10 protein-coding genes and 1 tRNA gene are annotated in these 12,325 nt (G+C 59.0%); 6 read left to right on the forward strand and 5 right to left on the reverse strand.

Features of this window, described 5'->3' with window-relative positions; genetic code table 11:
- Positions 1 to 3 precede the first annotated feature (3 nt).
- The 5 genes from BLV41_RS12835 (at position 4) to BLV41_RS12855 (ending at position 4,355) form a co-directional block, all read left to right on the forward strand.
- Positions 4 to 2,130, forward strand: a complete 2,127-nt coding sequence (locus BLV41_RS12835; protein ID WP_074711916.1) for a prolyl oligopeptidase family serine peptidase — start codon at positions 4 to 6, stop codon at positions 2,128 to 2,130.
- A 125-nt stretch (positions 2,131 to 2,255) separates the two neighbouring features.
- Positions 2,256 to 2,343, forward strand: a tRNA-Ser gene (locus BLV41_RS12840).
- A 164-nt stretch (positions 2,344 to 2,507) separates the two neighbouring features.
- Positions 2,508 to 3,179, forward strand: coding sequence for a FadR/GntR family transcriptional regulator (locus BLV41_RS12845; RefSeq protein WP_074711917.1), 672 nt, complete (start codon positions 2,508 to 2,510; stop codon positions 3,177 to 3,179).
- Positions 3,180 to 3,258: 79 nt separating this feature from the next.
- Positions 3,259 to 3,621 carry a PadR family transcriptional regulator gene (locus BLV41_RS12850; RefSeq protein ID WP_074711918.1) on the forward strand — a complete coding sequence of 121 codons (363 nt, stop codon included), beginning with the start codon at positions 3,259 to 3,261 and terminating at the stop codon, positions 3,619 to 3,621.
- Positions 3,622 to 3,635: 14 nt separating this feature from the next.
- Positions 3,636 to 4,355 (forward strand): hypothetical protein, encoded by a 720-nt coding sequence (locus BLV41_RS12855; protein ID WP_074713308.1) that lies wholly within the window; start codon positions 3,636 to 3,638, stop codon positions 4,353 to 4,355.
- Positions 4,356 to 4,758: 403 nt separating this feature from the next.
- On the opposite strand, the gene BLV41_RS12860 is transcribed toward BLV41_RS12855, so the two are convergent.
- From BLV41_RS12860 to BLV41_RS12875, 4 genes are all read right to left on the reverse strand, one after another.
- On the reverse strand, positions 4,759 to 6,492 hold the full coding sequence (locus tag BLV41_RS12860; protein ID WP_074711919.1) for a hypothetical protein: 1,734 nt from the start codon (positions 6,490 to 6,492) through the stop codon (positions 4,759 to 4,761).
- The gene (locus BLV41_RS12865; protein WP_244516893.1) at positions 6,489 to 7,391 is read right to left on the reverse strand and encodes a carbohydrate ABC transporter permease; all 903 of its coding nucleotides are present in this window, start codon (positions 7,389 to 7,391) and stop codon (positions 6,489 to 6,491) included. Before BLV41_RS12865 ends, BLV41_RS12860 begins: the two co-directional genes overlap by 4 nt.
- A 2-nt stretch (positions 7,392 to 7,393) precedes the next feature.
- Positions 7,394 to 8,137 (reverse strand): carbohydrate ABC transporter permease, encoded by a 744-nt coding sequence (locus tag BLV41_RS12870; protein WP_244516895.1) that lies wholly within the window; start codon positions 8,135 to 8,137, stop codon positions 7,394 to 7,396.
- A 185-nt stretch (positions 8,138 to 8,322) separates the two neighbouring features.
- Entirely contained in the window at positions 8,323 to 9,552 is a 1,230-nt protein-coding gene (locus BLV41_RS12875) for an extracellular solute-binding protein (RefSeq protein ID WP_244516896.1), read from the reverse strand.
- A 499-nt stretch (positions 9,553 to 10,051) separates the two neighbouring features.
- Between BLV41_RS12875 and BLV41_RS12880 the strand changes: the two genes are divergently transcribed.
- Entirely contained in the window at positions 10,052 to 11,212 is a 1,161-nt protein-coding gene (locus BLV41_RS12880) for an acid phosphatase (RefSeq protein ID WP_083360768.1), read from the forward strand.
- A gap of 141 nt (positions 11,213 to 11,353) precedes the next feature.
- Here BLV41_RS12880 and BLV41_RS12885 read toward each other — a convergent pair whose 3' ends face one another.
- Positions 11,354 to 12,322 (reverse strand): ABC transporter substrate-binding protein, encoded by a 969-nt coding sequence (locus tag BLV41_RS12885; RefSeq protein ID WP_074711923.1) that lies wholly within the window; start codon positions 12,320 to 12,322, stop codon positions 11,354 to 11,356.
- Positions 12,323 to 12,325 lie beyond the last annotated feature (3 nt).

The following is a 12,325-nucleotide window of genomic DNA, read 5'->3' on the forward strand; positions in this document are numbered from 1 at the left end:
GCTATGACTGAAGCTGGCGCACCCCTGAGAATTGCCGAACAACCCGAGGATGAGTTCCTGTGGCTCGAGGACATCCACGGCGACGACGCCATGGACTGGGTCCGCGAGCGCAATGCCCGCACGGATGCCGCGTTGGTGAACACAGCGTATTCGGATTTGGAGGCGTCGGTTCTGCAGGTGCTGGACTCGGCGGACCGGATTCCCATGGTGTCCAAGCGTGGCGGTTGGTATTACAACTTCTGGCGTGACGCCCAGAATCCCCGCGGGCTCTGGCGCCGAACCACGTGGGAGAGCTACCTCGGCCCTTCCCCGAAGTGGGATGTCTTGCTGGACATTGACGCCTTGTGCGCGTCGACTGGCGAGGACTGGTTCTGGGCTGGGGCATCACTCCTGCGCCCAGCTCCAGGGGAGGAATACAGGCACGTCATGGTGGCTCTCTCCCCGGATGGTGGCGACGCCGTGGCATACCGCGAGTTCGATCTCTCCTCCCTGAGTTTTGTAGTGGGTGGCTTTGAGCTTCCCTCAGCCAAGACACGCCTTGGCTGGTTGGACGTGGACACACTGTACGTGGGCACGGACACGGGCGCGGGTTCAATGACGGAATCCTCGTACCCCGCAGCAACGCGTGTTCTGCGCAGGGGCGAAACCTTGGAGCAGCTGGCGGAGAAGGAACCTCTATTCTCCGTCCCGCTGGACCACCTGAGCGGCGGTGTCTCACACAGCAGCACCCCCGGATTCGAACGCGACGTTGCCTACGATGTCCTGGACTTCTTCAACAGCCGCAGCTACCTGCGAGTTGGTGAGGACTGGGTGCACATTGAAGTGCCGGATGACATGAATGTCTCTCTGCACCACGAATGGCTGCTGCTGAGACCACGCACGGACTGGGCCGTCGCCGGAGCTGTCCATGCGGCGGGCGCTTTGCTCGTGATCGAGTTGGCCGCGTTCATGGCGGGCAGCCGGGAACTGCGGACCATCTTCGCCCCCGCGGCGGCACAGTCGCTCCAGTCCTGGAGCTGGACCAAGGATTTGTTGCTCCTGAATCTACTTTCCGATGTTTCCTCGAAGATCCTGGTGTTGGATCCAGCCGCGGGTTGGGCCGCCACCGAGTTGGACGCGTGCCCTCCACTGCATTCGGTGGACGCCTACGCCGTGGATTCCGAAGACCCGGAAGCCGGCAACGACTACTGGCTCGTCGCCACGGGATTCCTCACCCCTTCCACGGTGTACCGCGGCACGTTGGCTGTTCCCGCCGCCGGGGACAAGACCGACGGCCTGGCGACCGGTGCGGGCGCCGTCCTGGTGCGGGAGGCGCCGTCGTTCTTCACGGCGGAGAACTACAGCGTGGAGCAGCACTTCGCCACCTCGGCCGATGGCACGCGCGTGCCCTACTTCCAGGTGGGGCCAAAGGACCTGGTGCTCGACGGATCCAACCCCACCTTGTTGAGCGGGTACGGCGGATTCGAAGTGTCGCGTACCCCTGCGTACAGCGGCACAGTGGGACGCACCTGGCTGGAGCGTGGCGGCGTATTTGTGGTGGCCAACATCCGCGGCGGCGGCGAATACGGGCCAACATGGCACACGGCCGCGCTGCAGGAGAACCGGCACCGCGCGTACGACGACTTTGCCGCAGTGGCTCGCGATCTGTCGGCACGCAAGGTGACCTCGCCCTCGAAGTTGGGGTGCGCGGGTGGCAGTAACGGCGGGCTGCTGGTGGGCAATATGCTCACGCACTACCCCGAGTTGTTTGGGGCGGTCTCCTGCGGGGTGCCGCTGCTGGACATGCGGCGCTACACAAAGTTGTCGGCTGGCGCGTCGTGGATCGCCGAATACGGTGACCCAGACGTGCCCGAACAATGGGAATTCATCAAGACGTTCTCGCCGTACCACCTGCTGCGTTCCGGTATTGAGTATCCGGCGACGTTCATTTGGACCGCCACCTCGGACGACCGTGTAGGTCCGGTGCAGGCCCGGAAGATGGCCGCACGCATGGAATCGATGGGAATTGACGTCTGGTTCCACGAGGCGCTCGAGGGTGGGCACTCAGGCGCCGGGAACAACGAACAGGCCGCGCGGTTGCACACGGCATCGCACGAATTCCTGTGGCGCGCTCTGAACGGGAAGCTCTAAATTCATGCGGGAACGTTCCGGCACCGTGTGATTTTGCCTCTACCCCCGCCCTCGTTTTGCTTTGTGGGGCATCTACTGGGTAAAGTTTGGGATGCTGGTTAGGGGCTTCTACCTTAGCCAGTGCTGGAGACGTGCCAGAGCGGCCGAATGGGCTTCACTGCTAATGAAGTGTGGGGCACAACTCCACCGGGAGTTCAAATCTCCCCGTCTCCGCAGTAAAAATGCGCTCCCTGATGATTCATCGGGGGGCGCATTTTTTGTTTGCCCAAGCGTGGGCTGTGGCATCGGCAGCGAATCAAGCCGCCAACGGCTGCATGATTCGTCACACGGGCCAGCATTCCACGTCCATTCAAACATCAGACCATTAGACTTGGCGCATGGCCGTAACTGACGAAGCAATTACAAAAATCAAGGACATGATCATTTCCGGCGAGCTTTCCGCTGGGGACCGGTTGCCGCCGGAGAAGGAGCTCAGTGAGAAGCTGGGCCTGTCCCGCAGCTCCTTGCGTGAAGCCGTCAAGGCTCTTGAAATCATCAAGGTTCTCGACGTGCGCCGGGGCGACGGCACCTACGTGACCAGCCTGGAGCCCAAATTGCTCACGGAGGCCATGACGTTTATTGTGGATCTTCACCAGGATGAATCCATTATGGACATCTTTGAAGTTCGCCGGATCCTGGAACCCGCCGCCGCTGCCATGGCCGCCGGACGCATCACGGCCGAAGAAATCGCCGCACTGCGAGCCACCATGGAAAACATCGACGATTCAACCAGCGTTGAACAACTCGTTGAGCACGATCTCATCTTCCACCAGCTCATTACCTCCGCGGCGAACAATTCCTACCTCGCCAGCGTTCTGGACGCGCTCTCCAGCAGCACCGTCCGGGCCCGGATCTGGCGCGGCCTCACACAAGAGAAGGCTGTGGACCGCACGCTCTCCGAGCACGCGTCCATCATCGAGGCCCTGGAGCGCGGGGACGCCGAACTGGCCAAGGCCCTGCTGACTGTGCACATCAGCGGCGTTGAGCACTGGCTCCGCCAGGCGTTGTAGACGCGAAACACCCCTCACCCCCAGCTCACCGCATCTCACCGGGCTTGCCACACTAACTAGTTAGACATACGATCTAGCTATGAGTTCATCATCAGAAGAGCTGTGGCCCGGGGATTGGAACCGCGCGTCCTTGGGATTGTGCGCACTCCAAGCACTTAAGGACGGCCCCAGCTATGGTTACGCCATCATCACCGCGTTCGAGCGGGCGGGCCTTGGAACATTCAAGGGCGGCACCCTGTACCCACTCCTGACCCGCTTCGAAACGGCCGGCTGGGTCGAGGTCGAATGGCGGGCAGGCGAAAGCGGCCCGGGTAGAAAGTACTTCTCCCTGACCCCGGCCGGCGTGCTCGAGCTCGAACAGCAACGCAATCAATGGCTTGCCTTCACCCAAAGCACGACGGCGTTTCTCGCCGACGACAGCAACCGAGGAGTTTCGCTATGACCAAGGAGCAAACGATGAAGACCGCCACTCACAAGAAATGGCTCGATGAGCTGGCCTTGGAGCTGCGTTTGAACGACGTCCCCGGAAAGTCGATCGGGGACGCCCTTGCCACAGTTGAGGAGTTTCTTGCCGATTCCGGCCAGTCCCCCGAAGCGGCCTTTGGCACGCCCCGCGAGTATGCTGCACGGCTCGCCGCCGAGGGCGGCCGGCCCTCCAGAAAGGGCATGCGTGGGACCATCGCACTCAGCACCACCAGCCTGCTCGCGTTCCTTGTATTCACTGCGGCCCTGACCCCATCGCCCAACGGAGGGCAGATGCTTATTAGCGGATGGCAACTGGCCAGCATGTTGGTTTTGGCCGCCCTCGTGATTTCCCTGCCGCTCTATCTGACTCACCTGCTCCGGCACCTCTGGGCATTGATTGCCGTGCCTGTCGTTGGGTCGGCCGCAGGCGTGCTTTCGGCCGTACTGACCCCGAAGTCAGCCGATGACGCGTTTCTGGCACTCCCGCCGGCGCCGATCCTGCTGATCAGCGCCGCCCTGATACTTGCCCTGTCGATAGTCGGCACCATTATTGTTGTGCGCGGGGAACCGGATCCGGTAGTCAGCCCGCTGGACTCCACCCCCGCCCGCGCATGGAAGGCACGCTGGTTCGAGATCCTCACCCAGTGGCTGTTCCCTATCATCGCCGCACTCATGTTTGGCCTCACGGCGATGATCAAGGCCGGGTCCTGACCGCGCCGAACACCTCTGGCCGGTAACGGCGCTAGCTGTAGAGCGCCGGCGTGGACCCCAGAATCGCCGCCGCTCTAATCCCAATGCGTTGGCCTGCACGCCAGCTTCACAGCAGGCGGCGGTGGCGTAGCCACCCCAAGCTGACGAACCTGCGATTTCCATGCCGCCGGGACACCGGAAACGGTTGCGATCAGGAGCTTTGGGCGAAAGAAATCCTCGCCGTAAGCAGACATGTTATTGGACGCACTGAGTATGACCGGTCACCCACCCCGTGGCAGTCTTGCAGCTGGCCTCGGCCTGTGAAATCCCTGCCGTCATCCACAAGGGAGGCACCGGCGTCGGACGCTGCCTTGGCCGGGACACTTTGGACCAGGCGTGACGATGGCAATCCCAACTCCGGCACTCAGCCCCTGTTTTCCCCGGCCACACCATGACCGCGCACGCTCACGTCGATACTGAACCTGCCCGGAGAATTGCCGGTGAGGTAGGCGTGGCGGCCCGTCGTGGCATCCGTTGCGCCGAGAAACTCATAATCTTCACCCGGTGAGTATCCCGGCGCAACCGCTTGATTTCGGGCAGCATCTGAGGTGACCACCAATTCCGTCTCGCCAATACGGTAGACACCTGAACCATCAACAAAGTGCACGTCCCGGGAAGAAAGCGGGAGCCCACCGAGAAACGTGCCGTCCCCCCGAAAGGTAAGTTCGAGGACCCAAGGAGCCTTTGGGCCGGTCATGTCGATATCGATGTGGGCCCCGGCGTCTGTGGGTGTCACAACGATCTCGGTTTCCAGCTGGATCCGGTCACGCTCCCGCCGGGAGAAAGACATGGCAGCATGGAACCTGCCCTCGTCCTCCAACTGGTATTGTCCTTTGGTGCTGCGTTCGGACTCGGCAAGGGGCTGGTAGTAGCTGGCCCCAACCGCTTCACTCAGCGCGTAGCTCTCACCTCCCTCCCGGACCGTGAAGCCCGAGGCCCGAAATGGCCCGAGCCCAAAGAAGGTGCGCGACAGTCGGACAGCGTCAAGAACAGCTTCACCTGCAAACAGCCGCATGAACGTCGGGTTATTTGCCAAGCCCGAACGTACTCTGCCCGCCTGGGCATAGTCCGATCCTCCGTAGACTACGATCGTCCGCTCCGGTCGAGCGTCCACGGCAAGTTTCGAGTCAGGCCACAGCGACCGCCTGTGGGTTTCCGGGGCCTCACATGCTGGCAACTTTTGCGACAAGCCAGGGTTGAGCAGCAACTCCGCGATGATGGTTGACGCTCCGTCCAAGCCCGCCTCAAGCGCCTGTTCGGCCGCCCAGGAAAAATCACCACGTTGCCGCTCTATGGCGAACCGCCTATACGCCACCAGATAAGGGGACAGAGAGAAAGCGTCATTCTGATCCTGCCGGCGCGAGTGCACGGTTTCAACCATGCGGTCCGGCAGGATCAATTCGAGAGTGCTTGCAAGGTTGACCTCCACCACTTCATGAAGATCCGGCCGCTGCAGGACATCCCCAATAAGTATCAGGGACGGGTTTGAAACATGGGCCGCGTAATTGGCCGACCGCTCCGAATAACTCCCGTCCGCATTTACATCAATGCCTTCGGCCAACCACTCGAGAATACGGTCATAAAGCTGAGGAGAGGGTCGGCGTCGATATAGTCTCGCAAGGGCTGCACTCAGCTCCCAGCGGTGGTTTGGGGTATGGATCCCGCCGGCGACGAGCGCCGGCTCCGCTGCATCCGCAATCACCTCGAGTGCCTTTTTCACCCGGTTGAGCATCGGGGTGCTGCCCAGCGATTCAGCACGGCAAATGACCTCAATGGTGTCGCACACATCATTCACGGTGAACGCCGAGTCGGGCGGCGATGAAACATTGTCACCGCCATAGAACAAGCCATTTGGCGTTTGAAGGTCACGCAACGTCGAGGCAAGAGTCAGCGCGGCGGCCAACAACTCAACATTCTCGTGATAGCTGGATCCACCGAAAAGGTATGCCCCAACCAAGAGCTTCATGCGATCCATCAACTGCCTATGGGCCCAACCATTGAGGCCCTGTGGAACCTCAGCCAGTGTCTGTTCAACGGCTGTGTCGACCGCAGTGCCTACAGCCGCGAGGAATGGCATGTCCACATCCGCTGGCCTCATTCCTTCAATCCTGCATTGATGTCGGCATTCATGACGTATTTCTGGAAAACAATGAAGAGCAGGACGAGCGGAAGGATGGAAATAACGGAGGCAGACAACAGCACAGACCAGTTGACGTTATCCGCCCCCACGATCGATTGGATGGCGATCTGCAGCGTGAATTTGCCTGGGTCATTGATGACGATGAGCGGCCAAATGTAATCATTCCAGCGCCATTGGAAAGAAAAAATCGCCAAGGTGACGATAATGGGCTTGGCGATGGGAATCATGATGCGGGCAAAGATTCCCAACTCACTCGCACCGTCAATTCGGGCAGCTTCAACCAGCGAGTCCGGGACTGTGACAAAGAACTGGCGAAACATGAGGATTCCCGTTGCCGTGATGATTGATGGAACGATCAACCCTGCCAGCGAATCGTAAAGCCCGAGATCTCGAATGACAAGAAAAGTTGGTGAGAGGATTACTTCCGTCGGAAGCATGGTGGTGGCAAGAATGCAGACAAAGAAAACCTTCAACCATGGGTTCTTGTACTTAGCGAGCGCGTAGCCAGTGCAGGCACTGGCTACAACCGTCAGAATGGTGGTAATGACGGCGACGATGGTGGTATTCAAGAAGAATTTGTAAAAGTCGTAGCTTTCCCAGGCTTGGCTGTATCCGGTCACATCCCAGGATTCCGGAAACAGCGTCAGCGGGTAGGAAAAGAGGTCGCCGGCGGGTTTAAACGAACTCAGGGCAAACCACAGGACCGGGAAGCCAAACGCCACGGCCATAATCCACAGGACAGTGGATGCCGCGACAGCCTTGGTGCGTTCACCGGAACCGCGCAAAGCCGGCCGTGTCGATAAAGGCGCAGTGGGCTTGGTCTGCCCAGCTGATTTCTGACGAGTCATGTTACTCATGTTCAAGCTCCCTTGCGTTTATTGACCCACAGCTGCGCGAGAGCAATGACCATCAGGATTACCATCAAGATCATGGACGCCGCACTCGCGTATCCGATTTGACCGTTCTGAAATCCAGTGCGGTAGATGTACTGAACCAACAAGTTGTTCTCAGTGCCTGGCCCGCCATTATTAAGCGCCTGGATCATGGCGTATTCCTTTACTGCGCCAATCGTTGACAACAAGATAACGATGAACGACGTCGGGGCAATGCTTGGGAGCGTGATGTGTTTGAACTTCGCCCACGATCCGGCTCCATCAAGTTCAGCGGCCTCATAATAGGCCTGCGGCACATTCTTGATTGCCGCGATAAACAACAGCATGTTGAATGCGGTTCCTGCCCAGGATGCCGCAAAAACAACCACAATCAGTGATATGTCTGCATTGGACTGCCAAGGAACGGGTGCTCCACCAAGACTTGCGATCAGGAAATTCACGAGACCGAAGTTCTCGCCGAACATCCAGCGCCAAATTACGCCGGTAACGATCGGCGAGATCAGCCACGGAATAAAGAACACCACGCGGGCGATGGTCTTTCCGACAGCGTATTTGCTGACAAGGAGCGAGGCGATGGCGAGCGAAATAATGTAGCTGAGGGGCACCGCCATGACAGCAAAAAGCAGCGTCCGTGTCAGCGCTTGGTAGAAAGTGGGATCCGCCATGAGCTGGGAGTAGTTATCGAGTCCGACGAAATCGGCGTCACCCACACCCGTATAGTCCGTAAAAGAGTAAATCAACCCGATGGCGCCCGGCCAGGCAAAGAACAAGGCGAAGAGCAGTAGATTTGCAGAGATAAGTATTAGCGGTGCCAGAGAGTACCTATTGGACGTCTTGGAACGCCCCGAGTCGCCTTGGTCCGCGCCAGTAGGCTCACGGTTTGGTTGGCCACCTATTACTCGCCTCCGACTTGTTTGTCATACCCGGCGATGATGTTCGCAAGCGTGGTCTGGGCGTCCTGCTGCCCGTTGATGTAAGCCCCCATCTGCGAAACGGTGGGGTCATCAGCGAGTGCCTTGCCATTCAGAGCCCACTGAACCTGGGCCTCCGCGAAGGATCCCGAGATGGGATCCGCCAGCTCGATCTCACGGTTGTACAGCTCGAATCCATCGAGGGCCGCCTTGGACTCGAACGGATAGGACAGGTCAAGCCCGGTTTCCACGGAGAGGAAGCCGTTGGTCTCCGCAAGGACTTTGTAATTCTCCGGAGCATACATCCAGGCAACGAAATCATGGGCTGCCTTGCCCTTCGCATCTGAGTTGTCGAAGGCGACGGTAAGACCCCCATAGTTCAAGTCAGTTGCGTGCACGGGCTGCGCCGGAGACGGAACGGCGGCCCACTTGAAATTGGTGATGGTGCTCTCGAAATCTGCAATCTGCCAAACCCCTGAGAAGTAGGCCGCCACTTGACCACTCTTAAAGAGTGCGTTCGCGTCCGCTCCGCTGGTCCACACGGATTTTGGCATGATGGCGTCGTCGTTCATCTTCTTGAATGTCTCGTAAATGCCAACCGTCTTGTCGTTGGAGGCGAACGAGCCGCCCGTACCCTGAACCGCGTTGCCGCCCATCTGGTATTGGAAGGCTCGTAGCCGTGACGGCGATGAATCAAAAGTCAGGTTGTATTTTGCGCCGGCAGAATTGCGAACCTTGGTTGTCGCTTCAAGAAATTCGTCCCACGTCCAGGTGTCTTTGGGGTCGGTCGGGTAAGTTACGCCAGCGGCCTCGAACAGACTCGCATTGATGAACATTCCGGATGCCGTCACATCGGAAGGAATGCTCATCACGCTCCCATCGCTGTCGGTGATAACAAGGTCCTTATTGATCTTGTTTGCCTCATTGTTCACAATGTCGGCGAGATCCATGGTTGCCTTGGTCCAGATTGGATCGATACTTGCTACACGGGCCACGTCAGGAAGATCGTTGGCCTGGGCAGAACTGCGGAGCTTGGTGGCATAACCGTCGTAGGGGATGTTCACTACATTGATCTTTGTGCCTGTTTTCTCTTCGTAGGCCTTGGCAAGCTGGTCGTATCCTGCCTGCTGCTCCACACTCGTCGAGATCCAAAATGTCAACGATGAGGCGTCTCCGCCTGAGCCGCTCGAGCAGGCGGCAAGGCCGGTGACCATAGCCATAGACGTTAGAACTGCAGCCGATTTGAGCACAGATCGACGGGATACCGAGGGGCTGAGAGGGCTTGATTTCATCTTTGAGATCTCCTGTGAGGGGGTCCGTGCGGAACACCAGTGGTCATTCAGAAACTAAGTCCTTACATTAGGACATAGTTCACACTAGGACATAGATCACGTCTCGGCAAGCCCTTTCCCAAAGAAGCGGCTACACCGCGGAAAGGCCTTTCCAAGGTGTTTGGGAACGTGTAGCGTATCCCTCTAAGCGCAAGCAATGAGGCTCATTTAGTGACGCCGCCACGCCTATTCAGTGTCCCTGGGGTGTTCGTGACCCCAAGCGGCACTACCTATATCGCAGCTCTGCACCACCGGAAATTTGTCCGCAAAATTATTGTCAGGACGATATGTCAACAATGGCGGGTTCAGGGCGACGATTCATCCTTCATGGAAAGGTTCATCGTTGAATCCGCACTCACATACTTCCCGGCACCACAGAAAAATGCTTCCCATCTTCGGCACTCTTGCGGCAGTTTCCATCATCGCCAGCGGTTGTACGGGCGGGGTTGCAGAAACCACCACTGCACCTGTTGCTGCAACCCTGCCGTCGGAACCGTTTACTGATGCCCAGCTGAGCGCGAAGTATCCATCGGATCGCACGGTGGATTACGCACCGCTCCTCTCAAACTTTGAGACCATCAAATCGACGTTTCCGGAAGTTCTTGTCGAGAACTTGGACATGACTCTCGAGATTAATCAAAATGCCAACGAACAAGAATCCGAGATGGCCATTGTCGACGAGTATGGCGACATGTCCTACACCATGGGCGATGCCCTGGGGGAAAAGCTGGGCAAGCTTTATCAGGCAGCAGTTGACGACGGCCGGCTCCCCAAGACAACAGCCCTGATCCACAAGGATGGTGGCCGGGCCCAGAGTGAGTCAACCAATCCTTCCAAAGAGTATTTCAACTATCCTCGCCCCTATCTGCAGGCCCCGGAAGAGGTTGTCCACCGCGACAAGGAGGACGGTGACGCCTACGAATCTTCCAGCGGCTCGTACCCGAGCGGGCACACAAACCAGGCATATTGGCAAGGCACCTTGCTCGCAACCCTGCTTCCCGAGCTCGCTGACCAGATTCTTGCCCGAACATCCGAATCCGGAAACTACCGTGTCGTCATGGCGATGCACTACCCGCTGGACATTATCGGCGGTCGCATGATGGGCCAGGCCGCAATCGCCAAACGCTGGGCCGACCCCGAGTTCCGAACGCTCCTCCAAGCTGCCGGTGACGAGCTCCACGCCGTCTTGGAAGCAGACTGTGGCGCCCAGCTTGCTGAGTGCATCGCCGGTGATGTCCCGTATCTGGATCCGGAGGTCGCGGCCGAGACGTATCGGGACCGTCTGACTTACGGGTTCGAGCAAATCGGTGAAGCCGACATAGCAATGGATGTACCGCGCCTAGCAGCTTCTCTTCTCATCTCCAGCCATCCAGAACTCACGGAGATTCAGCGTCTACGAGTACTGGAAATAACGGCAATCGATTCCGGATACCCTCTTGATCTGAGCGTCCATTCAACCGCCTCATGGCAGCGTCTCGACTTGCTGGCCGCCATGGCCGCGAACGTCACCATCGACGGCTCCGGTGACGTAAAAATCAAGTAGCATCTCCCCCTGCACTCGGGAGCGTCTGGGGTTCAGACTTGGCGGCAGGGCCCGGAGCCAGGCCCCGGCGTCGTACGTTAAACACGAGCGCCCTGATGCGGCCACCAAGTGGCGGCCACATCAGGGAAGTCCCGGGAGAATCTACTCGTACAGGTTCGCGGCGATATCCGGATCCGCGATGTTGGTCTTGTCGTACCAGTAGAAGCCGGTGTCGATGACCTTTTCCACTTTTTCGCCCTTGATGGCGGCCACGGCGGCCTTGACCGTCTCGTAGCCAATCCCCACAGGGTTCTGCGTCACGGCGCCGGCCATGAGGCCTTCCTTGATGGCATCCATCTGCGCCTTTCCGGAGTCGAAGCCAACAATAGTCAGCTTGCCGGTCTTGCCAGCTTCCTTTACAGCGTTCACCACACCAATTGCGGCGCCCTCGTTAGTGCCGTACATGCCGGCCAGGTTGGGGTACGCAGTCATGATGGCCTTGGCGGCGTCGGTGGACTTGGCCTGGTCGCCGTCGGCGTACTGGATGTCAACAATCTTGATGTCCGGCGCGTTGGCCTTTAAGTAGTCAACGAAGCCGTCGCGGCGGTCGGTGCCGGAGGTGGCGGTCTGGGAGTGGCCCACGATCGCGATCTCGCCCTTGTTGCCCAGCAGCTCGGCCATGTGCTTGGCTGCTTCGGCAGCAGCAGCCTTATTGTCGGTGGAGGCCGTGGCAACGGGGATTTCGCTTTCAACACCGGAGTCGAAGGCGATCACAGGAATGTTCTTGCTCTTGGCATCCTGCAGAACACCCTCGGCAGCCTTGGAGTCCAAAGCCGCCAACGCCAGCGCCTGCGGGTTCTTGGCCATGGCATTGTTCAGCTGGTCCATCTGCTGCTGAACATTGGTTTCCTTGTCCGGGCCCTCGAAGGAGATCTCGACGTCGAATTCCTTGGCAGCCTTTTCCGCACCTTGCTTCACTGACTGCCAGAACTGGTGCTGGAAGCCCTTGGACACAATGGCGATATAGGTCTTGCCGCCGGCGGCCGGTGTTTCGGTTGCCGTGTCACAGGCGGCAAGGCCCAGAGACAGTGCAGTTACCGAGGCCAGGGCCAGGAATTTTCTTCTTTGCATGGG

Source organism: Arthrobacter alpinus, assembly GCF_900105965.1.
GTDB classification, from domain to species: domain Bacteria; phylum Actinomycetota; class Actinomycetes; order Actinomycetales; family Micrococcaceae; genus Specibacter; species Specibacter alpinus.

Coding starts and splice junctions, on each gene's coding strand:
- BLV41_RS12860 (WP_074711919.1), bottom strand. CDS start 6,492: ATGAGGCCAGCGGATGTGGACATGCCATTCCTCGCGGCTGTAGGCACT.
- BLV41_RS12875 (WP_244516896.1), bottom strand. CDS start 9,552: ATGGTCACCGGCCTTGCCGCCTGCTCGAGCGGCTCAGGCGGAGACGCC.
- BLV41_RS12845 (WP_074711917.1), top strand. CDS start 2,508: ATGGCCGTAACTGACGAAGCAATTACAAAAATCAAGGACATGATCATT.
- BLV41_RS12835 (WP_074711916.1), top strand. CDS start 4: ATGACTGAAGCTGGCGCACCCCTGAGAATTGCCGAACAACCCGAGGAT.
- BLV41_RS12850 (WP_074711918.1), top strand. CDS start 3,259: ATGAGTTCATCATCAGAAGAGCTGTGGCCCGGGGATTGGAACCGCGCG.
- BLV41_RS12885 (WP_074711923.1), bottom strand. CDS start 12,322: ATGCAAAGAAGAAAATTCCTGGCCCTGGCCTCGGTAACTGCACTGTCT.
- BLV41_RS12880 (WP_083360768.1), top strand. CDS start 10,052: ATGCTTCCCATCTTCGGCACTCTTGCGGCAGTTTCCATCATCGCCAGC.
- BLV41_RS12865 (WP_244516893.1), bottom strand. CDS start 7,391: ATGAGTAACATGACTCGTCAGAAATCAGCTGGGCAGACCAAGCCCACT.
- BLV41_RS12855 (WP_074713308.1), top strand. CDS start 3,636: ATGAAGACCGCCACTCACAAGAAATGGCTCGATGAGCTGGCCTTGGAG.